Source organism: Rhodococcus sp. 11-3, assembly GCF_023704055.1.
In the GTDB taxonomy this organism is placed as follows: domain Bacteria; phylum Actinomycetota; class Actinomycetes; order Mycobacteriales; family Mycobacteriaceae; genus Rhodococcus; species Rhodococcus aetherivorans.
In genome coordinates this window covers 5,601,737-5,623,103 of sequence record NZ_CP080406.1, presented here as the reverse complement: position 1 = coordinate 5,623,103, position 21,367 = coordinate 5,601,737, and the positions used below count along the sequence as shown (strand labels likewise).

Here is a 21,367-nt window from a genome sequence, read left to right as displayed (position 1 = left end):
GCCCGGAGACGTGTTGCCCATCACACTGGGCAGTGGGTCCCGGGTATACCGGGACGAAGGTCCCGAATGGCGAACGGCGCCGAAGGTCCCGGGGACGGAAACGGAGGTACAGGGTGAGGTCGACGCCTGATCCGGCCGATTGGGACGAAGCCGAGCATGTGGTGTCCGACGCATACTTCCCGCACACCCTGGCCCCGCTGGCCGCCGGTACGGAACCGCACGTCGATGTCCGCGCGCTGCAGCTCGGTCCGCTGCGGCTGGCGCGAATCGGATGGGGCGCCGAGGTCACGGTGCAGTCGGACCATCCGGGTGCCTACGCGGTCAACATCCCCCTGTCCGGGCGCATCGAATCGGTGACCGCGGGCCGCGAGGTGGTCTCGGTGCAGGGACAGGCGTCGGTGTTCCGGCCGGACACCGCCGCCACCATCACCCGCTGGACCGACGACTGCGAGATCGTCGGCGTCAAGCTCGACCGCGACTACCTGGACCGTGAGCTGGCGCGGATCCTGGGACGTCCCGACCTGCAGTTGCCGGAGCAGGTGGACCTGACCGGGGAGGCCGGTCAGAGCTGGATGACCCTGCTGCGTTCGGTGGTCGATCAGCTGCGCGCGGACGAGGAGCTGTGGCGCAACCCATTGGTCGCCGAGCAGCTCTCCGGCGCCCTGACCTCGGCGTTCGTGCTCGCGGTGATGCCCGACGGCGGAACCGGCACCGCGGCGCGACCGCGGATCGTCAAGCGGGTCCTCGACCGCATCCACGAGGATCCGGCCCAGCCGTGGACGTCGGCGGACATGGCCGAGCTGGCGGGCGTGAGCGTGCGCCGCCTCCAGGAGGGATTCCGCGAGTACCTGGGGGTCTGTCCCCGCGACTACCTGCTCGACCTGCGCCTCGAGCGGATCCACGAGGAGCTCGCGGCCGGCGACCCGGCGGCGACGTCGGTCACGGAGGTGGCCATGCGCTGGGGGATGACGCACACCGGCCGCTTCGCCGCCGCCTACCGCCGCAAGTACGGCGTGACCCCGTCCGCGACCCTGCGCGGCTGACGAGACCTACCCGCGGTACCCGAGGTCGGCGCTGAGGTCGTTCGCGGACTTCACCAGGCAGTCCACGGCGAGCGCGCGGAATTCCTCGGGCGTGTGCCGGGCCGCCGACGTCGAGCAGGCGAGCACACCGACCACGGTGCCGGCGGCGTCGCGCACCGGCGCCGCCGCCGAGATGAGGCCCTCCTCGAGCTCGGCGGAGGTGAGCGCGTAGCCCTGGGCGCGCACCCGGGCCAGCTCGGCCCGCAGTTCGTCCGCGTTGCCGACGGTCGCGGTGGCGAGCTTCTCGAAACTCGTGTCGGCGACGACCTGCTCGACGGTGTCGGTGGGGGCCCACGCCAGCAGCGCCCGGCCCATCGACGTCGCGTATGCGGGGACCCGGGTGCCCACCGAGACGTTGATGCTCATGATGCGCCGCACCGGGACCCGGGCGGCGTACACCACCTCGGCGCCGTCGAGAACGCCGAGGGAGGCGGATTCGCCGGTGTACTCGGAGATCTCGACCAGCCGCGGCATGGCGGCCTCGACCAGGGCGTGCGAGGCGGAGTAGTGCTGACCGATGCTGAGCACGCGCGGGGTCAGCGACCATCGGCTGCCCGTGTTGCTCACGTAGCCGAGCTTCTGCAGGGTCAGCAGGATGCGGCGGACCGCGGGCCGGGACAGGTCGGTCTTCGCTGCCAGTTCGGCGAGGGACGGGTTGGGGTGCTGTTCGTCGAACGCGAGCAGCACGGCAAAGCCGCGCTCGATGCTTTGGACGAAATCCCGGTCCTGGCTAGGCATTGCTGGCTCCTACCTGCGGTTTCGGCGCCCGGGGCCACCCGGGTGTTGACAATCACCTGTGACTGGACGCACAGTGTGTGTACGCACTGCGATACAGAAGTACGCACAGCGTACAACCCGAGTGGCGAGAGCGCCAGCCCCGCGATCACCACGACAGCTTTCGTGACCATCGTTCGAGCCTCGCCGAGGAGGACACATGACCACCACCGAGAATCCCACCGCCCACGCGTCCGGCAATGCGGCCACCGACAAGTTCAAGAACGAGCGCGTCTCGTCGGACACGTCGGTCGAGCGTGCCGCCGCCATCTACAAGGATGTGCTCGGGGCGTTCGCCGAGATCATCCACAAGCACGAGGTCACCTACGACGAGTACCGCGTGCTCAAGCAGTGGATGATCGACGTGGGCGAGTACGGCGAGTGGCCGCTGTGGCTGGACGTCTTCGTCGAGCACGAGATCGAAGAGGTGCACTACAACCGCAAGCACTTCACCGGCACCAAGGGCAGCATCGAGGGTCCGTACTACGTGGCCGACTCCCCGAAGCTGCCGGCCAAGTGCACCATGCCGATGCGTGAGCAGGACAAGGCGGCCGAGTCCCTGATCTTCAAGGGCCGGGTCACCGACCTCGAGGGCAACGGACTGCAGGGCGCCACCATCGAGTTGTGGCACGCCGACGCGGAGGGCCTCTACTCGCAGTTCGCCCCCGGCATCCCCGAGTGGAACCTGCGCGGCACCGTCGAGTGCGACGACGAGGGCAACTTCGAGATCACCACCCTCAAGCCCGCCCCCTACAAGATCCCCGCCGACGGCCCGACCGGCTGGTTCATCGAGTCCTACGGTGGACACCCGTGGCGCCCCGCCCACCTGCACCTGATGGTGAAGGCCCCCGGCAAGCGCTCGATCACCACCCAGCTGTACTTCCAGGGTGGCGAGTGGGTCGAGGACGACGTCGCGACCGCGACCAAGCCCGAGCTCATCCTCGACCCGCAGCCGAACGCCGAGGGCGTCGACGAGGTGACCTACAACTTCGTGCTCGACCCCGAGGCCTGATCGTCTCCATGGACCGGGTCCACGTGAGTTGACGAATGCCGGTGTCCACCAAGAGGACACCGGCATTCGTCGTCCCCGAGGGTCCACTGTTGCCCGCATCACCGCCGATATCCGATTGTGAGCTGTTCGATGTCCGACCCCGACCTGAAGATCGTCTCGATCGACACGACGATCATCGACGTGCCGCTGGTACGTCCGCACAAGTTCGCCACCACCACCGCCGAGAAGCAGCCCATCCTGCTCGTGGCGATCACCACCGCGGGCGGCGTCACCGGTTACGGCGAGGGCGTCGTGCCCGGCGGTCCGTGGTGGGGTGGTGAATCCGTCGAGACGATGAAGGCGATCGTCGACGGCTACATCGCCCCCTACATCGCCGGCCGCGGCGTCGACGAGATCAGCGGCATCATGGTCGACATCGAACGCGTCGTCTCCGGCGCCCGGTTCGCCAAGGCCGCCGTCGACGTCGCCCTGCACGACGCCTGGGCCCGCGCCCTCGGCGTCGGCGTGCACGCCCTGCTCGGCGGCGCCTTCCGCACCGGGGTCGACGTGCGCTGGGCGCTCGGCGCCGCGCCGGTCGAGGAGATCCTCGAGGAGGTCGAGGAGAAGATGGCGGCCCGCCTGAACTTCGCGTTCAAGCTCAAGATGGGCGCGCTCGACCCGAAGGTCGACACCGAACGTGTCGTCACGATCGCGCAGGCCCTCGAGGGCAAGGCCGGCGTCAGCATCGACGTCAACGCCCGCTGGGACCGGTTCACCGCGCTGCGGTACGTCCCGCAACTCGTCGACGGCGGCGTCGAACTCATCGAACAGCCGACTCCCGGCGAGCAGCGCGAGGTCCTCGCCGAGATCAACCATCTGGTGTCCGCCCCGGTCATGGCCGACGAGTCCGTGCAGACGCCGCACGACGCGCTCGAGATCGCCAAGCTCGGCGCCGCCGACGTCATCGCCCTCAAGACCACCAAGTGCGGTGGGTTGCAACGCAGCAAGGAGGTCGTGGCCGTCGCCAAGGCGGCCGGAATCCGCTGCCACGGCGCCACCTCGATCGAGGGGCCCATCGGCACTGCGGCGTCCATCCACTTCGCCTGCGCCGAGCCCGGGATCAACTACGGCACCGAGCTGTTCGGGCCGCAGCTGTTCGCCGTCGAGCTGCTGCAGACCCCGCTCGACTACTCCGACGGGCAGGTGCACCTCCCGCAGGGGCCCGGCCTCGGCGTCGAACTCGACATGGACGTCGTCAAGCACCTCGCCCGCGACTGACCACACCCGTGCGCGGTTTCGGTAGAAACAGCTACCGAAACCGCGCACGGCCCGAAAGGAGTACGCACCATGGCACTGTTCCACGTTCGCATGGACGTCGACATCCCCCGCGACCTCGATCCCGAGGTGCGGGCCGAGACCGTCGCGCGGGAGAAGGCCTACAGCCAGGAACTGCAGCGCGAGGGCAAGTGGCGGGAGATCTGGCGCATCGTCGGCAAGTACAGCAACATCAGCATCTTCGACGTCGACTCCGCCGACGAACTCCACGAGATCCTGTGGAACCTGCCGCTGTTCCCGTACATGAACATCGAGATCATGCCGCTGACCAAGCACGGATCCGACATCAAGGACTAGTGGCCGCCGGCAGGCCATACTCGGGTAATGGACCTGCCGCTGCACGACGTCTACGCCGAACCGACCCTCGCGGACCTGATGCCGTCCGTGCTCGCGTCCGCGGGGGTGCCCGGCGAGGCCAACCGTCTCGCGCTCGACGAGCAGTCCCGCACCGTCGTGTTGCTCGTCGACGGCATGGGGTGGAACCTGCTGCGGCGCAATGCCGCAGCCGCCCCGTTTCTCACCGGACTCGACGGCCGGCCGATCCGCGCCGGATTCCCCACCACCACCGCGGTGAGCATCGCGTCGCTGGGCACCGGCCTGGCCTCCGGCGCCCACGCCATCACCGGTTACCAGTCCTACGTCGAGGAGATCGACGCCCCGTTCAACTGGCTGCGCTGGACCCTCGCCGGGACCGCGGTCGACCAGCGTGAGCGGCTCGTCCCCGAATGGGTGCAGCCCCACCCGACGGCGTTCGAACGCGCCGACGCCGCCGGGCTCACCGTGACCACCGTCGTGCCCCGCAGCTTCGACGGCAGCGGGCTCACCCGGGCCGTGCTGCGCGGCGGCAACTTCGTCGGTGTCTCCGCCTACGGCGACCTGCTCGCCCACGTCGTCGCTGCCGTCGCCGCCGGCGACCGCACCCTCGTCTACTGCTACCTCGGCGAGGTCGACACGATCGGCCACCTCTACGGACCCGAGTCCCCGTCCTGGACCGCGCAGCTCACCGTCGTCGACCGGTTCGTCGAGCAACTCGTCGCGGCCCTGCCCACCGGGGCGCGGCTGCTGATCACCGCCGACCACGGCATGGTCGACGCCTCCCGGGGCCGTCGCGCCGACTTCGACCACATCTCCGGCCTCTCGGAGGACGTCGACGCGATCGCGGGCGAACCCCGTTGCCGGCACGTGCACACCCGGCGGCCCGACGCAGTGCTGGAGCGGTGGCGCAACGAACTCGGCGACGACATGTGGATCGGCACCCGCGACGACGTGATCGCCGGCGGCCTGTTCGGCCCGGACCCGTCGCCCGCCGCGTGCCGACGCATCGGTGACGTCGTCGCGATCGGCCTCGGCGAGTCCACGGTGATCCGCTCCGACGGCGAATTGGTCATGTCGCAGCTGCCCGGCCAGCACGGTGCGCTGACCGAGGAGGAGCTGCTGGTGCCGTTGCTGCAGGTCTGAGGGCTGAGGGTCCGGAAGATACGTGTGACGGAGAGTACCTCGACCGGGTACCGGCCTCGTCCTATCGTGGCGTACATGCGCACCCACGGATCGACGATCTGGCACTGGACGGTGAGCCTGCGGGCGATCCTCGTCTTCTGGTTCGTGCGGATCTTCGTGAAGCCGCTCTTCACCTGGTGGCCTGCCACCGACCGGGGCATCGAGACCCTCAGCCGGCTCGACCGTCGCGTCGACAAGCTGCTGCCCCGACCGCGTGGCGTCGACATCGACCCCCTGACCCTCGGCGGGGTGCCCAGCGAGCGCATCGAACCGCCGCGACCCGCCCGGGACTCGCTCGCCGGGGTCACCATCCTGTACTTCCACGGCGGCGCCTTCGTGTTCTGCGGCCTCGCCACCCACCGCACCGTCTGCTCACTGCTCGCCGCCGAGTCGGGGGTTCCGGTGTACTCCGTCGCCTACCGGCAGCTTCCCGTGGGCTCGATCGGTACCTCCGTCATCGACGCGATGGCTGCGTACACCGCGCTGCTCGAGACGGTCGAGGACCCCACCCGCATCGTCGTCGCCGGTGACTCGGCCGGCGGCTACCTGGCGATGAAGGTCGCCGAGATCGCCGCGCTGCGCGGCATGATCCGGCCGGCCGCGGTGATCGGCTACTCGCCGCTGCTCAACCTCGAACTCGAGGAGCACGACCCCGACTTCATGAAGCGCGACGCGTACCTGCCGATGCGGCAGGTCGAGAAGCTACGCGACCGCTGGCTCGCCGGTCCCGACTACATCGAGGGCGAGGAGTCGCCCGTCCGTGCCGATCCGGCGCTGTTCCCGCCCGTGTTCTTCTCCGTCGCCGAGTACGAGATCACCCGACCCGACGTCGAGATCATGACCGGCGCCTTCGACGAGGTGGGCGCGACGGTCGAGACCCACCTGTGGGCCGGTCAGGTGCACGCCTTCCCGGTGATAGGGCAGGTGCTGCCCGAGGCCCGCACGCTGCTGCACTACAGCATCGACTTCGTGCGGCGCACCGTCGTCGCGCAGGAGCGTCGCCACACGGCATGACCCCGCCGTGGCGGCCCGATGTCACATCCATTCGATCTGAGTGACGCGGTGTGACATTCGGCCGCGTGCCCGAGCGGTCAGGTATTGGTGTCGGACGGGTTCGGGGTGTCGGGGAACCCGGCGGACGGGGGGCCGTCCTCGCCGGCCGTGCACGTGACCCCGAGGGTGTAGGCGCTCATCGACAGCGATCCGTACGCGAAGCCGTCGACCAGGGGTTCGACGAGATCGTCGCCCACACCAGCCAGGCCCGCGAGGTACAGCAGCGGGAGGAAGTGATCCGTGGTGGGGACCGCGTGCTCGAAGTCGGCGTGCCCGTCGAGACTCGCGACACCGTCGGGGCGGTCCATGATCATGACCCGCGCCGCCGCGTCGAACCGGTGCGCCCAGTCGAACCCCTCGTCCGGGAGGCGCCGATCCATGCCGGCGAGGTTGTGCACGATGTTGCCGCTGGCCACGACGAGAACGCCCCGTTCGCGTAGCGGCGCGAGCTTCGCGCCGAGTTCGAGGTGGTAGTCGAAATCCTGGTAGGCGTTCAGGCTCAGCTGCACGACCGGCACGTCCGCGGCCGGGAAGGCGTGGGTGAGCACCGACCAGGTGCCGTGGTCGATGCCCCACGAGTCGACGTCCGCGCCGACCCAGGTCGGATGCACGACGTCGGCGATCTCCTCGGCCAGTTCGGGCAGCCCCGGCGCCGGGTACTGCACGTCGAACAGTTGCTGCTCGAAGCCGAAGAAGTCGTGGATGGTGCGCGGGCTGGGCATGGCGGTGACGGCGGTGGCGTTGATGAACCAGTGCGCCGAGATCGCGAGGATCGCACGCGGCGTGGGGACCGCGCGCCCGAACTCCCGCCACGCCCGGGTGTAGCGGTTCGCGTCGAGCGCGTTGCGGGGGCTGCCGTGCCCGAGGAACGCGGCCGGCATGCGCGCGGACGGTTCGGCGGCCACGTCAGACGAGCCTCGGCCGGAGCCATTCCACGAGGTCGTCGAGGACCTGCTTCTTCTCCGGTTCGTTGAACACCTCGTGGTAGAGGCCGTCGTACAACTTCAGGGTCACGTCCGGCGACCCGACCCGCTCGGCGACGAGCCGGCTGCCGGCCGGGGCGGTCAACCGGTCCTCGGCGCCGTGCTGCAGCAGGACCGGCAGGTTCAGCGCAGGCAGCCGGTCGGGGAGGCTCTCCCCGGTGACGACGAGGGCCCGCGCGATGCCGGCGGGCACGAGCCCGTGGTGCACCAGCGGATCGGCTTCGTACGCGGCGACGACGTCGGGGTCGCGGGAGACGCCCGCGGAGTCGAGCTTCTGCACCGGTAGCTGCGGCAGCACGCGCCCGATGAGCTTGCCGAGTTCGACGACGACGCGCGGCGTGCCGGAGGTGACGTCGACCGCGGGGCCGGAGAGGACGAGGGCGGTGAGCTCGTCGGGGTGTTCGAGCGCGTAGGCCAGGGCGACGGCCCCGCCCATGGAGTGGCCGAGCAGGAACCGCGGCAGGCCGGGATTGTCGAAGGAGGCGATGCCGAACAGCCGGTTCACGTCGCCGGTGTACTCGGCCATCTCCCGCAGATATACGCGCCTGCCGCCGGAGCGGCCGTGCCCGCGGTGGTCGAGCGCGTACACCGTGAGGCCGAGATCACCGAGGCGCTCGATCACGTGGTCGTATCTACGTGCGTGTTCGCCGAACCCGTGACACAGCACGAGCACGCCGGTCGGGTCCCCGCCGGGCGACCACACGTCGTAGACGATGCGGGTGCCGTCGGCACTGGTGAACGAAGTCTCGGTTCGCTGCATGATCGCTCCTCACCGCGTGGATCCGCCGCCGGATCGGGTCATCCTTCCACGAAACGCCACCGGATCGGTGCGCATTGCGGCGACCGCGCGGCTGTGTGTTCAGTCCTCGGGTCCCGGCGGTGCCTCGCTGGTCATCGACCGTCGCAGCGCGAGGATCAGGCTCGACATCGCCGACGAGCGGGGCGCGTCGCTGCGGACCACGCCGCACACCGGGACGCTGAGGCGATTGCGCGCCTCGCGCATGTAGGCCAGGCCCGTCCGTGGGGTCTCCGCGGCGGTGCTCGGGTACAGGACCGTCCACGCCCGCGGATTGGTGATGACGTCGAGGGTGGCGGTGTGGTCGCTCGCGATCGACGGCCCGAGCTGCACCCGGCGTCCCACCGCGCGGAAGGCGTCCTCGATCACCGTGTGGATGAGCACCTGGCTGGGCCGGGGCGGCAGTAGCAGCGGGTAGGGCGCCAGGTCGCCGAGGTCGACGGTGGAGAACGCGGAAAGCGGGTGCCGGCTCGACGTGACGATGACCAGGTCCTCGATCCCCAGTTCCATGGTCTCGAGACCCGGGCGGTCGACGCCGCCGCGGATCAGGGCGACGTCGGCGTCGCCGCCGGCGACGGCGTCGATCCGGTCGGCGAAGCTCTTGATGACGAACTCGATGTCGATCGCCGGGTACTGCTCGCGGACGTGGGCGATGGCATCGAGGCTCTGGGACGCGAAGGTCATGTTCGCGGCGATGCGGATGCGGTTGCGCGGTTCGCGCGCCACCGCATACGCCTGCGCTTCGAGGCTGAGCACCTGCTGCGCGATGGGGACCAGCCGCGAACCGGCGGGGGTCAACCGCACCACCCGGGTGGACCGCTCGAACAGCGACGTATCGAGTTCCTTCTCGAGCCGGGTGATCTGGTGACTGATGGCGGACTGGGAGATGAAGCACTTCTGCGCGGCCTTGCTGAAGCTCAGCTCCTCGCTCACGGCGAGGAAGTAACGCAGCTGCCGGAAGTCCATGCCCCCAATCCTACTTATGAGCGATCGAGATAAGACTTCCGCGAATACGGCAGGTTGGTGGCCATCGGTCTGCCGTCTCCATACGGTGGTTGTCATACATCGACTTCAAGGTGGAGGTAGAGGTAATCGTGGGCAGCACAGCAGTGACCGATCGGACCGAGGTCGTCGTCGTCGGTTCGGGCTTCGGCGCGCTGGCAACGGCGAAGAAGCTCGCCAAGGCCGGGACGCCGTTCGTCCTGATTTCGGAGACCACCGAACATCTCTTCCAGCCCCTGCTGTACCAGGTCGCCACCGGCGTGCTCTCGGCCGGCGAGATCGCCCCGTCGATCCGCTCCATCCTCGCCAAGTACCCCAGCGCGGACGTCCGCCTCGGCCGGGTCGTCGACGTGCGGCCGGACGTGCACGAGGTCGACTACGTTGCCGGCGGCGTCGTCCACACCGTCGGGTACCGCTCGCTCGTCGCGGCGACGGGTGCGCGCCAGGCCTACTTCGGCCGCGACGAGTTCGAGAAGGTCACCTACGCCCTCAAGACCGTCGAGGACGCCGAGCGGCTGCGCCGGCAGATCCTGCGGTGCTTCGAGGAGGCGCACACCACCACCGACCCGGAGCGCCGCCGCAACCTGCTGAGCTTCGTGGTCATCGGTGCCGGCGCGACGGGCGTCGAGCTCGCCGGCCAGATCAAGGAACTCGCGGGCCGCTACTTCGAGCAGTCGTTCCACGACATCAGCGCCGACGACGTCTCCGTCACCCTCGTCGAGGGCGCGGGCGAGGCCCTCCCGGCCTTCGGTGGCAAGCTCAGCGAATACACCAAGCAGTCGCTGGAGAAGTCGGGTGTCGACGTCGTGCTCGGCACCTTCGTCACCGACATCGACGAGCACGGTGCCACGCTCAAGGCGGGCGACGAAGAGCGCCGGATCACCGCCGAGACGATCATCTGGTCGGCCGGCGTGCGCGCCAACGACTTCGCCGGAGTCCTCGCCGAGCGCACCGGTTGCGCCACCGACCGTGCGGGCCGGCTGCTGGTCAACCCGGACCTCACCGTGGGCGGCTACGCCGACGTGTACGCCATCGGCGACATGACGTCGCTGAACAACCTGCCCGGGCAGTCGCCCGTCGCGATGCAGGGCGGCCGCCACGTCGCGCGGACCATCCTCGGCAAGCAGCCGGTGGGTACCCGGTTCAAGTACCGGGACAAGGGCAGCATGGCCATCATCAACCGCTTCCGCGCGATCACCCGCGTCGGAAAGATCGAGCTGAGCGGCTTCATCGCCTGGGTGCTGTGGCTGGCCGTGCACCTGGTCTACATGGTGGGCTTCCGCAACCGCTACGTCGCGGTGATGTCGTGGTTCGGATCCTTCCTCGGTCACCGGCGCCCGCACTTCCACTACGCGCAGGAGCAGCACCGGCTCGACGCCGATGTCCCCGACGACGTGACCGTCACCGCTGTACCTGCCCGGGTCGACCGCGCTCCCGAGAAGAAGCCGGAACCCGAGAAGGTCAGCGTCCGATAGGACGACTCGACGAGAACCGGGCCCCGTGCCGTTCACTGCGAACGGCACGGGGCCCGGTCTTCTCGCTGCCCCTGCCCCCGGCCTCTGCCGCGGCACCCGTCGCGCATCCGCACCCGGGTGCAGTGTGTTCGCCGGGAATGCCGGGGGACGTGTGTGGTTGGATGCGGCATGACGACTCTTGCCGAGAAGGCCGTAGCGCTGAAGTCTCTGCACGTTCCGGGTGACCCGGTGGTGCTGCCGACCGTGTGGGATGCCTGGTCGGCGAACCTGGCGGTGCAGGCCGGTTTCGCCGCGTTGACGATGGGCAGCCATCCGGTGGCCGACTCGGTCGGCAAGCCGGACAACGAGGGTATGACGTTCGAGGAGCTGCTGACCCGGGTCCGGCAGGTCACCGCAGCGGTCGACGTCCCGATCTCGGTGGATGTGGAGGCCGGTTACGGCGAGGCCCCCGCTCGGATCGTCGAGGGGCTGCTCGGGGCGGGCGCTGTCGGATTGAACGTCGAGGACACCGTGCACAGTGAGGGCGGCCGGCTGCGCGAGCCGGCCGAGCACGCCGAGTACGTGGCCGGGTTGCGTGCCGCCGCAGACGCCGCCGGTGTGCACCTGGTGGTCAACGCCCGCACCGACCTGTTCGTCAAGAAGATCGGTGCCGAGTCCGACCGGGTGGACCGGGCGATCGACCGCCTGAAGCTGGCCGCAGATGCCGGCGCCGATGTGCTCTATCCGGTGGGCTTCCACAGCGACGAGGTCCAGCGGCGCCTGACGTCGGAGCTGCCGTTGCCGGTCAATGCGATCGCCCACCCGGCGAAGAACGATCTCGCGTCGCTCGCTGCCCTCGGCGTCGCCCGGATCAGCTTCGGGCCGCTGCTGCAGGCCACCCTGGCCGAGCGGGCGGGTGAGCTGCTGGGGCGGTGGCGCTGAACGATCGCGCAGCGCGCGTTCGCCGGCCGGGTGACTCCGCCGACGTCCCACTCCGCACCGCCGACGATCGTCCGTCACGGCTCCGTCCGCGCCGCCAGCACGTCCAGGTAGTGCTGGTTGTACATCACGCCGAGCACGTTGCCGAACGGGTCGACCACCGAGGCGGTGACGAATCCGGGGCCGTGCTCGACCGGCTTGTCGTGCACCGTCGCACCCATCGATTCGAGCCGCTCGAGGGCGGCCGCGGGATCGTCGACGTGCCAGTAGGTCGTCGCGGGGCCGGGCTGCCCGGGGCGCTCGTGGGCGACGAACCGGCCGTCGACGATCCCGAGTTCGTGCCCGTAGTCGCCGGTGCGGAACTCGAGGTATGCAAGCCTGCCCTCGACGGAGCGTCGGAAGTACGGCTCGACGCCGAGCAGTTCGGTGTACCAGGCACCGGCGGCCGTCAGGTCGTCGGCGAAGAAGCTGACGGTGGAGAGTCCTCGCAACATGGCTCGTTCCTTTCCTCGGGGGGTGTCGACATCCATCCTGCGGGCGAAAGCGCTCATCTTCCGAGCACTTTTCGTGAGACATTTCGGGGATGCGCGCCGACCGTCTCGTCGCCGTCCTGCTGCTCCTGCAGAGCCGTGGGCGGGTGACCGCCGCCGAGCTCGCCGCCGAACTCGAGGTGTCCGTGGCCACTGCTCGCCGCGACCTCGAGGCGCTGTCCGCGGCGGGGATCCCGGTGTATCCGCAGCCCGGACGCGGCGGTGGGTGGTCGCTCGTCGGCGGCGCCCGCACCGACCTCAGCGGGCTCTCGGCCGCCGAGGCGCAGGCACTGTTCCTGCTCGTCGGCCCCGCGGCGGCCGTCTCCGGTGAGGTCAAGACCGCCCTGCGCAAGCTGGTGCGGGCGCTGCCGTCGACGTTCCGGGCCGACGCCGAGGCCGCTGCGGACGCCACGATGATCGATCCCACCCGGTGGGGCGCGCGAGACCGGCACCGGCCCGAGACGGTCGATGTTCTGCAGGCCGCCGTCGTGCGGCGACGGAGAGTGCGCCTCGTCTACACCGACAGCGCGCGCGAGCGTAGTGAGCGGCTGGTGGACCCGTGGGGTCTCGTCGACAAGGACGACATCTGGTACCTGATCGCGGGGACCGATCGCGGCCAGCGCACCTTTCGCGTCGATCGGATCGTCCGGGCCGAACCGGCCGACGAACCGGCCGCGCGCCCGGACGGCTTCGCGCTCGACGCCGCGTGGCGGCAGGTCGTCGGCGAGGTCGAGCAGCGGCGGTCACGTACGTGGGCGACCGTCCTGCTCGCGGCCCGGTTCGTGCCGATCCTGCGCGACCACTTCGGCCGGCACTGCCACGCCGCCGGCGAACTCGGCGACGGGCGCGTCCGGGTCCGCGTCGCCGCACCGACGCCGCTGGACATCGCTCGCACTCTCGCCGGCTGGGGCGCGATGATCGAGGTGACCGAACCGCCTTCCGTCCGGGCGGAACTCGCGCGGATCGGCGCGGAGCTCACCGGCCGCTACCGCGATCCGGAAAGCATCGGTGCGACACCGGAACGGGATTGCCGGTAGATCCGGCTCGCGGAAGAGGTGCAGGTCTCCCGTGGTGGCGAGGATCCGGCGTGCCGTGCGGGTATTCGGTGATATGGACGATCGGCGGGTCGAATCGGCTTGTGCGAGAAGAAGTGACGTGGCCGGCGAACGGCGGCGATTCGTACGGCGTCCCCTCCGTCGCGCCCGCACGGCGCGGCCCGCCGTGCGTGGCCGGACGGGATCCCGGTCGTGCCGGGGGTAGACTCCCGGCATTGTGGGAGAGCCTGGGGATCGCGACGCCGTGGACGCCATCGTCGCGCATTGGGCCGTGGCCCGTCCCGAACTCGACGTGTCGGGGCTGAAGGTGTTCGGTCGCCTCCACCGGAGCTTCCTCGTCTACAAGTCCCGCATCGCGCCCACGTTCGAGGAGCACGGGATCAACGATTCGGGGTTCGACGTTCTCGCCTGCCTGCGTCGCGCCGTGCCGCATCATCGGCTCACCGCGGGGGAGCTGGCCGACCAGACGCTGGTCACCACCGGCGGGCTGTCGCTGCGCGTCAATCGGCTCGAGCAGGCGGGCCTGGTGACCCGATCGAAGGACAGTCAGGACGCCCGGGTGGTGTATGTCGAGCTCACACCCGCCGGTGCCGCGCTCGTCGACTCGGTCGCCGACGCGCACTTCACCAAGTTGCGCGCGATGCTCGGCGACCTCGACACCGACGAGCGCGAGACGCTGGCGCGCCTGCTCGCCCGTCTGGAGCACTCCGCCCGAGCGGCCGAGTTCGAGGACTCGGGCACCGGTGTGGGCGTGGACTCGGACGCCGATCGGCCGGTCTGACGCCGCAGTCGGACGTCCGCCGAGAAAAATTTCGGGACCTCTATGGCGCCCGCCACACCGCTATGACCTGCGTCTCCTCCGTTTCGGCCCCGTAAATCCGGCGTAACGACCGGCTGATCTGGGCATTCGGCTATTGACCTCTTTGCGCTAAGACGATACAAATCTCTTAGTGCAAAGATATCGACTCGGCGCGCACCACCCTCCGGCTCCGCGAGCAGCGTGGTCCGCGTCCGTCCCGACCGAACGGACCTCCCTCATGCCCATTGCGTACGCGTCCCCTCTCCAGGTGGGACCCGCCGAGCACGAGCCCGAGTCCGTCGACACGGTCGACGAGATCCTCGTCGCCGGCCGATGGCAGCGTGGACTCGGTGAGTGCATCGAGTCCGTCGACCCCGCCACCGGCCGGGTCTTCGCGAGCCTGCACACCGCGACCGTCGACGACGTCGACCGGGCCGTCACCGAAGGTCTGCGCGCCGCCCGCGGCGGGTGGTCGGCACTGCTCCCGCACGAGCGTGCACGGGTCCTGCACCGCGTCGGCAACGCCCTCGACGACGAGGCCGAACGGGTGGCACGGCTCCAGACCCTCGACACCGGCAAGGCGCTGACCGAGACCCGGGCCCTGGTTGCCAGCGCCGCCAACACGTTTCGTTACACCGCGGCCGCACTCGAGACGATGGACTCCGCACTGACCACGCCGCGGGGGCCGTGGTTGACCATGTCGACGTACCAGCCGATGGGCGTCGTCGCCGCGATCACGCCGTGGAACTCACCGATCGCGTCCGACGCCCAGAAGATCGCCCCGGCCCTCGCCGCCGGCAACGCCGTCGTGAGCAAGCCGCCGGTGTGGGCGCCGTGGGTGACGCTGCGTCTCGCCCGCATCTGCGAGGCGGCCGGGCTGCCCGCGGGGGTGCTCTCGGTCCTGCCGGGATCCGGGCGCACCGTCGGCGAGGCGCTGGTCCGGCACCTGGACGTCGCCAAGGTCACCTTCACCGGCGGCACCGAAACCGGCCGTCACCTCGCGCATCTCGCCGCCGACAAGCTCATGCCGATCACGCTCGAACTCGGCGGTAAGTCCCCGACGATCGTGTTCGAGGACGCCGATCTCGAACAGGCCCTTGCCGGCGTCCTCTACGGCGTCTTCTCCTCGTCCGGGCAGAGCTGCATCGCCGGATCCCGGATCTTCGTCCACCGCAGCATCGCCGAGACCTTCACCGGCGAACTCGTCCGGCGCGCAGCGGCCCTGCGTCTCGGCCCCGGCACGGACCCGCGCACCCGGGTGGCTCCGATGGTCACCTTCGAGCACCGGGACCGGGTGGCCGCGATGGTCGACGACGCCGTCGCCGCCGGGGCCCGGGCGTTGTGCGGGGGCGCGATCCCGGCCGACGAACGGCTCTCGTCCGGCGCGTACTACCCGCCCACGGTGCTCACCGGAGCCGACAACGCCGCGACGATCTGCCGCGAGGAGGTCTTCGGTCCGGTGGCCGTCGTGCTGCCCTTCGACGACGAGGAGGACCTGATCGCGCAGGCGAACGACTCGGTATACGGGTTGGCCTGCGGCATCTGGACCTCCGACTACCGGCGGGCGTGGCGCGTGGCCGGCGCGGTGAAGGCGGGCACCGTCTGGATCAACACCTACAAGCAGTTCAGCATCTCGACGCCCTTCACCGGTCTCGGCGACAGCGGTCTCGGCACCGAGAAGGGACGCGAGGGCATCCGCCAGTACTGCGATCAGAAGAGCATCTACCTCGACCTGTCCGGCGAACCGATCGCCTGGGCCACCCCCGACCCGACAGAAACCCGAAAGGACTTTTCCCGGTGACCGATTCGATTACCGCGACCCACGACCGCACCGCCCACCCGTACAGCCCCGCCTACGCCGTCGCCGGCTTCGGGTTCGTCTCCGGTGCCCTGTCGGTCGACGAGCACGGAATCGCCGTCGACGGTACGACCCCCGCCCTCGACGCCGCGATCGCCCGCCTCGGCGAGCGCCTCGCGACCATCGGCATGACCCTGGCCGACGTCGTCAAGACCACGTACTTCGTGACCGACGTGACGCTCCGCGACGAGGCGAACCGCCACTACGAGAAGGTCTTCGCCGAGCCCCGGCCCGCCCGCTCGTTCGTCGAGGTCGCCGCCCTGCCCTACGGCGCCACCGTCGAGATCGAAGCCGTCGCGCATCGCGCCTGAACCCCCACCGCACGAAAGGACCCACCGTCATGGCCGCACCCGAGAAGACCACCGTCGACCTCGAAGCCCTCATCGACTCCTGCATCGCCAGCCGCGACAGCCGCTACGAGGACTGGGACACCCTCGGCTTCCAGGCCGCCAAGGGCGGAGATCGCTTCAAGCGTGCCCAGATCCGCTACATCGGCTCCGGTGCCACCGGCAACCACGAGGGCGACGCCCGCACGCTGCCCGCCGAGCACTTCACCCTGTCCAACATGCGGCTGCCCGCCGGTGCGGTCGGCCCCGAGCACACCCACCACGACGTCGAAGAGGTGTTCTTCGTGCTCGAGGGTGAGCTCGAGGTCGCGGTCCACGACGTCGAGGACGGCATCCGGAAGGCCGTCCGCCGGCTCGGCTACCGCGACATGATCCGCGTTCCCGCCGGCGTGCCGCGCAGCCTCGCGAACGTGGGCGACACCGACGCCCTGTTCTGCGTGATCATCGGCGCCGCGAAGCCGCAGCTGCCCACCTACCCGCCGAGCTCGGAGATGTACGGCGTCACCCGCTGACGCCGCCGAGAAGACCCTCCACCGACAGGGAGATCACCGATGGAGCAGTCCGTCCGACGTCGCCTCCGCGTCCACCAGAAGACCTGGGAGGCAGACGGAGTCACCAGCGTGACGTTCGTCGATCCGACCGGTGCGCCGTTGCCGCAGTGGCAGCCGGGCGCGCATCTCGCCCTGCACCTGCCGAACGGTGTGGTGCGCGAGTACTCGCTGTGCTCGGATCCGCGGGACACCACGCGCTGGACGGTCGCCGTGCTGCGCGCCGAGCGCTCCCGCGGGGGCAGCGCCTACGTGCACGAGTCGCTGCAGATCGGCGCGGAGATCGACGTCGACGGACCGCGCAGCGCCTTCGCCCTCGACGCCGCCGCGACCGACCACGTCCTCGTGGCCGGCGGCATCGGCATCACCCCGATCGTCGCGATGATGCGGGAGCTGCGGGCGACGGGACGGCCGTGGCGCCTGCTCTACGCCGGACGCTCCCGGCGGGCCATGGCGTTCGTCGACGAGATCGCCGCCCATCCCGCCGAGCAGGTGACCGTCCACGCCGACGACGAGGCCGGGGGCCTGCCGGACCTCCCCGGGCTGCTGTCCGGCCTGCCGCCGACCGCCGTCGTCTACTGCTGTGGTCCCGCCCCCCTCATGGACGCGGTGGCCGCGACCGTCCCGGACCCCGGTCAGGTGCGCACCGAACGGTTCGCGGCCCCGGAACCGGCGCCGCGCTCGGGGGAGGACACCGCCTTCGACGTGATCGTCGAGAGCACCGGCCGCCGCATCCCGGTGCCGCCGACCGTGTCGGTGCTCGACGCCCTCGCCGCCGCCGGTGTGCCCGTACCCAGCTCGTGCACCGAAGGCATCTGCGGGACGTGCGAGGTCGGGGTGATCAAGGGCGACGTGGACCACCGCGACTTCCTGCTCACCGAGTCCGAACACGCCGCCGGATCGACAATGTTCCCGTGCGTGTCCCGTTGCCGCTCCGCCGAACTCGTACTGGATCTGTGAGAAGGGAACCGGAACGCATGTACCACCACCAACTTCCGCGCTACAGCGACTCGCCCGTCTGCCGGCTGCGCGCCCTGCGCTCGGTGACCCTCTCGGTGCCGGACCCCGCCGCGTCGCGGGACTTCTACCACGAGGCCTGGGGACTGACGACCGTCGAGGCCGACGGCGACCGATTCTGGCTGCGCGCCACCGGACCCGAGCATCACGTGCTCGCGGTCGAACGGGCCGACGTCAACGCGCTGGGACGGATCAGCTTCGCCCTCGCCACCCCCCGCGAGGTCGACGACGCCGCACTGGCCCTCGACCGGCTCGGCATCCCGCTGCTGCGCACGCCGGGCCCGCTCGACCACGCCGGGGGCGGCTACGGCCTGCAACTGGTCGATCCGGAGGGGCGGTGTCTCGAGTTGTCGGCCGACACCCACGCGGTGACCGAGCAGGAACCGGCCGGCCGCCGGGCCATCCCCCGCAAGATCGCCCACGTCGTGCTCAACACGACCGACATCGAACGCACCACCGCCTTCTACACGCAGGTGCTCGGCATGCGGGTCTCCGACTGGTCGGAACGGCAGATGTCCTTCCTCCGCTGCAACTCCGACCACCACGTCATTGCGCTCAACCGGGCGTCGTGGCCCTCGCTCAACCATGTGGCGTACGAGATGCAGAGCCTCGATCACTTCATGCGCGGCATCGGCGGGCTCCGGGCGCACGGCATCGCGCCGCAGTGGGGCCCGGGCCGGCACGGCCCCGGCGACAACACCTTCTCCTACTTCACCGACCCCGCGGGCCTGGTGTGCGAGTACACCTCCGAGGTCGCCCAGATCGACGAGGACGCCTGGCTGTGCCGCACGTGGAAGCGCACACCGGAACTGTCCGACCAGTGGGGGACGGCCGGGCCACCCACCACGACCGTGCGCGCCGCCATGGCCGGCAGCCCCGACCCGGGTCACCGCGACCGCGTCGAGGCCCGCGACGCCGACTACTTCTACGGGGCCGGCCTCGCGGCCGGAGCGCCGTCGTGACCGCGGACGCCGCGGTGACCGGGCACCTGCACGTCGAGCGGCTCGGGGCGGGGGAGCCGGTGCTCCTGCTGCACGGCATCGGCGGCAACGCGAACTCGTGTGCACCGCTCGCGGCGGAACTCGCCGCCCGCGGACACGCGACGTACCGGCTCGACGCCGCGGGGTACGGCCGCTCCGCCGACCCGGTCGACGTCCGGCACGACCACGCGACGGACGTCCTGGACGTCCTCGACGACATCGACCCGGTCCGGCCCGTGCACGTGGTGGGCACGTCGTGGGGCGGAGTCGTCGCACTCGAGGTCGCGCGGCGCCGGCCCGACCGGGTGCGCACGCTCGTCCTCGCCGACAGCACCCGGGGCTCGGGCACGTCGCCCGAACGCGCCGCCGCCATGCGCGACCGTGTCCGCGCCCTGCGCGAGGCCGGCGCCGACCGGTTCGCGGCGGAGCGGGCACCGAAACTCACGGCGCCCGGAGCGCCCGGCGCCGTCCGCTCACGCGTCGCCGCCGACATGGCCGCCGTGCGCCTCGCCGGATACGCGGCGGCCGCGGAAGCCATGGCGACCACCGACCACGGGCCCATCCTGCCCACCCTGACCGTCCCCACCCTGGTCCTCGTCGGCGACCACGACGTCGTCACCGGCGTCGCCGAATCGCAGCTCCTGGCGGACGCGATCCCCGGGGCACGGCTCGTCGTCGTCGCCGATGCGGGTCACGCGGCGATCCAGGAGCAGCCCCGCACGGTCGCCTGCGAACTCGTCCGATTCTGGGAAGGAGCCGCGTGATGAGCGGAACCGTCGTGGTGACCGGGGCCGGCCGCGGCCTCGGCTACTGCATCGCCGAGCGGTTGTGTGCCGACGGACGCCGGGTGGTGATCGCCGAGCGCAACGCGGACACCGCCGAGGGCGCCGCCCGTGCCCTGCGCGAACGCGGCGGCGACGCGATCGCGGTGGTCACGGACATCGCGGATGCCGGCTCCGTGCGCGCTCTCGCGTCGCGACTGGCGGACGAGGGGCCGCTGACGGGCCTGGTCAACAACGCGGCCATCGCCGACGGCGTCGGCGGGGACGCGTTCTGGGAACTGTCCGAGAGCGAATTCGACCGCATCACCTCGGTCAACGTGCGCGGCACCTGGATGGTGACCAAGCACCTGTGGCCGCTGCTCGCCGCCAACCGGGGCGCGATCGTGAACATGGCGTCCGACGTGGCCTTCTACGGATCGCCCCGGCTGATCCACTACGTCGCCTCCAAGGGCGCCGTCGTCGCGATGACCCGTTCGATGGCCCGGGACGCCGGCCCGCACGGGGTGCGGGTCAACGCCGTGGCCCCCGGGCTCGTCCGGGTCGAGGCCACCGAATCCGTTCCCGCCGCCCGCTATGCCACCTACGCGCAGGGCCGCGCCCTCCCGCGTGACCAGACCCCCGAGGACGTCGCCGGGGTCGTCCGGTTCCTCCTGTCGGAGGACGCCGCCTTCGTCACCGGCCAGACCGTCGTCGTCGACGGCGGATTCGTCCTGAACTGACCTGCTCGCCCGGCGAGCACCCGAACCCCACGGAGATCCCATGGACCTGCACCTCACCGGACGCACGGTGATCGTCACCGGCGCGAGTTCCGGTGTCGGCCTCGCCACCGCCCGGATGCTCGCCGCCGAAGGCGCCCGAGTGGCACTGTGCGCGCGGGACCTCGACCGCCTGCGCGCCGCCGCCGGCACGTTGGCGGCCGACCCGGCCGATGTCCTCACCGTCGCGTGCGACGTCACCGACCGGAACTCCGTGCAGGCCTTCGCCGATGCGGTCGTCGACCGGTTCGGGGGGATCGACGGGGTGGTGTGCAACGCCGGGCGCTCGCTGATGTCGACGCTCACCGACACCACCGACGAGCAGATCCGGGACGAGTTCGAACTCAAGATCTTCGGCGCGCTGCATCTGATCCGCGCGGCACGGACGGCGCTCGCGAAGTCCGATGCGGCCTCCGTGGTGATCGTCAACGCGATCCTCGCGCGGCAACCCGAGTTGCGGCTCGCCGTCACCTCGGCGGCCCGTGCCGGACTGCTCAACCTGGCGCAGTCCCTGTCCGGGGAACTCGCACCCGACGGCATCCGCGTCAACTCCGTGCTGCTCGGCCTCGTCGACACCGGTCAGTGGCAGCGCCGCCACGCCGAATCCGGCGACGGCCGCGCCTTCGACGAGTGGAGCGCCGAGATCGCCGCCGACCGCGGGATCGGACTGGGCCGCTTCGGAATCGCGGACGAGGTCGCCTTCCCCGTCACCACCCTGCTCTCACCCCGCAACAGCTACGTGACCGGCGCGACCGTCGACGTCGGCGGCGGTGTCGGGCGCTACGTCTGA

General features: G+C 70.6%; 23 protein-coding genes. 18 read left to right on the top strand and 5 right to left on the bottom strand.

Annotated features, from left to right (window positions below; translation table 11 throughout):
* Window positions 1-113 precede the first annotated feature (113 nt).
* Window positions 114-1,043: an AraC family transcriptional regulator gene (locus tag KZJ41_RS25980; RefSeq protein WP_043802485.1), complete on the top strand. Its 930-nt coding sequence runs from the start codon at window positions 114-116 to the stop codon at window positions 1,041-1,043.
* A 6-nt stretch (window positions 1,044-1,049) separates the two neighbouring features.
* On the opposite strand, the gene KZJ41_RS25975 is transcribed toward KZJ41_RS25980, so the two are convergent.
* On the bottom strand, window positions 1,050-1,820 hold the full coding sequence (locus tag KZJ41_RS25975) for an IclR family transcriptional regulator C-terminal domain-containing protein (protein ID WP_043802481.1): 771 nt from the start codon (window positions 1,818-1,820) through the stop codon (window positions 1,050-1,052).
* A 196-nt stretch (window positions 1,821-2,016) separates the two neighbouring features.
* Here KZJ41_RS25975 and catA point away from each other — a divergent pair, with 196 nt between their 5' ends.
* The 5 genes from catA (at window position 2,017) to KZJ41_RS25950 (ending at window position 6,693) form a co-directional block, all read left to right on the top strand.
* Complete coding sequence (gene catA, locus KZJ41_RS25970; protein WP_029546511.1) at window positions 2,017-2,868, top strand: catechol 1,2-dioxygenase; 852 nt, start codon at window positions 2,017-2,019, stop codon at window positions 2,866-2,868.
* 129 nt (window positions 2,869-2,997) lie between these two features.
* Window positions 2,998-4,125, top strand: coding sequence for a muconate/chloromuconate family cycloisomerase (locus KZJ41_RS25965; protein WP_029546510.1), 1,128 nt, complete (start codon window positions 2,998-3,000; stop codon window positions 4,123-4,125).
* A gap of 69 nt (window positions 4,126-4,194) precedes the next feature.
* Window positions 4,195-4,479: a muconolactone Delta-isomerase gene (gene catC, locus KZJ41_RS25960; protein ID WP_029546509.1), complete on the top strand. Its 285-nt coding sequence runs from the start codon at window positions 4,195-4,197 to the stop codon at window positions 4,477-4,479.
* Between the two features lie 27 nt (window positions 4,480-4,506).
* A complete protein-coding gene (locus KZJ41_RS25955) occupies window positions 4,507-5,640 on the top strand; it encodes an alkaline phosphatase family protein (protein ID WP_251549856.1) in 1,134 nt (377 codons plus the stop codon).
* A 75-nt stretch (window positions 5,641-5,715) separates the two neighbouring features.
* A complete protein-coding gene (locus KZJ41_RS25950) occupies window positions 5,716-6,693 on the top strand; it encodes an alpha/beta hydrolase (RefSeq protein WP_029546507.1) in 978 nt (325 codons plus the stop codon).
* A gap of 77 nt (window positions 6,694-6,770) precedes the next feature.
* Here the strand turns inward: KZJ41_RS25950 and ygiD are convergent, their stop codons facing one another.
* The 3 genes from ygiD to KZJ41_RS25935 all read right to left on the bottom strand — a co-directional run bounded on the left by ygiD (window position 6,771) and on the right by KZJ41_RS25935 (window position 9,477).
* On the bottom strand, window positions 6,771-7,613 hold the full coding sequence (gene ygiD / locus KZJ41_RS25945; RefSeq protein WP_029546506.1) for a 4,5-DOPA dioxygenase extradiol: 843 nt from the start codon (window positions 7,611-7,613) through the stop codon (window positions 6,771-6,773).
* 25 nt (window positions 7,614-7,638) lie between these two features.
* Window positions 7,639-8,475, bottom strand: a complete 837-nt coding sequence (locus KZJ41_RS25940; RefSeq protein ID WP_029546505.1) for an alpha/beta hydrolase — start codon at window positions 8,473-8,475, stop codon at window positions 7,639-7,641.
* A gap of 99 nt (window positions 8,476-8,574) precedes the next feature.
* Complete coding sequence (locus tag KZJ41_RS25935) at window positions 8,575-9,477, bottom strand: LysR family transcriptional regulator (RefSeq protein ID WP_251549854.1); 903 nt, start codon at window positions 9,475-9,477, stop codon at window positions 8,575-8,577.
* A gap of 143 nt (window positions 9,478-9,620) precedes the next feature.
* On the opposite strand from KZJ41_RS25935, the gene KZJ41_RS25930 reads away from it, so the two are divergent.
* Window positions 9,621-10,988, top strand: a complete 1,368-nt coding sequence (locus tag KZJ41_RS25930) for an NAD(P)/FAD-dependent oxidoreductase (RefSeq protein WP_029546503.1) — start codon at window positions 9,621-9,623, stop codon at window positions 10,986-10,988.
* A gap of 168 nt (window positions 10,989-11,156) precedes the next feature.
* Window positions 11,157-11,909, top strand: a complete 753-nt coding sequence (locus KZJ41_RS25925; RefSeq protein WP_006938316.1) for an isocitrate lyase/phosphoenolpyruvate mutase family protein — start codon at window positions 11,157-11,159, stop codon at window positions 11,907-11,909.
* 74 nt (window positions 11,910-11,983) lie between these two features.
* Here the strand turns inward: KZJ41_RS25925 and KZJ41_RS25920 are convergent, their stop codons facing one another.
* A complete protein-coding gene (locus KZJ41_RS25920; protein ID WP_006938318.1) occupies window positions 11,984-12,400 on the bottom strand; it encodes a VOC family protein in 417 nt (138 codons plus the stop codon).
* Window positions 12,401-12,489: 89 nt separating this feature from the next.
* Here KZJ41_RS25920 and KZJ41_RS25915 point away from each other — a divergent pair, with 89 nt between their 5' ends.
* From KZJ41_RS25915 to KZJ41_RS25870, 10 genes are all read left to right on the top strand, one after another.
* The gene (locus KZJ41_RS25915) at window positions 12,490-13,473 is read left to right on the top strand and encodes a YafY family protein (RefSeq protein ID WP_251549853.1); all 984 of its coding nucleotides are present in this window, start codon (window positions 12,490-12,492) and stop codon (window positions 13,471-13,473) included.
* Between the two features lie 262 nt (window positions 13,474-13,735).
* Window positions 13,736-14,272, top strand: a complete 537-nt coding sequence (locus KZJ41_RS25910; protein ID WP_251549851.1) for a MarR family winged helix-turn-helix transcriptional regulator — start codon at window positions 13,736-13,738, stop codon at window positions 14,270-14,272.
* A gap of 256 nt (window positions 14,273-14,528) precedes the next feature.
* Window positions 14,529-16,091, top strand: coding sequence for an aldehyde dehydrogenase (locus tag KZJ41_RS25905; RefSeq protein WP_251549849.1), 1,563 nt, complete (start codon window positions 14,529-14,531; stop codon window positions 16,089-16,091).
* Entirely contained in the window at window positions 16,088-16,459 is a 372-nt protein-coding gene (locus KZJ41_RS25900) for a RidA family protein (protein WP_006938326.1), read from the top strand. Before KZJ41_RS25905 ends, KZJ41_RS25900 begins: the two co-directional genes overlap by 4 nt.
* Before the next feature lie 29 nt (window positions 16,460-16,488).
* Window positions 16,489-17,007 (top strand): cupin domain-containing protein, encoded by a 519-nt coding sequence (locus tag KZJ41_RS25895; RefSeq protein WP_251549846.1) that lies wholly within the window; start codon window positions 16,489-16,491, stop codon window positions 17,005-17,007.
* A gap of 108 nt (window positions 17,008-17,115) precedes the next feature.
* The gene (locus KZJ41_RS25890; protein WP_251551042.1) at window positions 17,116-18,003 is read left to right on the top strand and encodes a PDR/VanB family oxidoreductase; all 888 of its coding nucleotides are present in this window, start codon (window positions 17,116-17,118) and stop codon (window positions 18,001-18,003) included.
* A 17-nt stretch (window positions 18,004-18,020) separates the two neighbouring features.
* Window positions 18,021-19,022, top strand: coding sequence for a VOC family protein (locus KZJ41_RS25885; protein ID WP_251549844.1), 1,002 nt, complete (start codon window positions 18,021-18,023; stop codon window positions 19,020-19,022).
* Entirely contained in the window at window positions 19,019-19,804 is a 786-nt protein-coding gene (locus KZJ41_RS25880; RefSeq protein ID WP_232334138.1) for an alpha/beta fold hydrolase, read from the top strand. The genes KZJ41_RS25885 and KZJ41_RS25880 overlap by 4 nt, the downstream gene beginning before the upstream one ends.
* Entirely contained in the window at window positions 19,804-20,541 is a 738-nt protein-coding gene (locus tag KZJ41_RS25875; RefSeq protein ID WP_029546497.1) for an SDR family oxidoreductase, read from the top strand. The genes KZJ41_RS25880 and KZJ41_RS25875 overlap by 1 nt, the downstream gene beginning before the upstream one ends.
* 40 nt (window positions 20,542-20,581) lie before the next feature.
* Window positions 20,582-21,367, top strand: a complete 786-nt coding sequence (locus tag KZJ41_RS25870; protein WP_043802461.1) for an SDR family oxidoreductase — start codon at window positions 20,582-20,584, stop codon at window positions 21,365-21,367.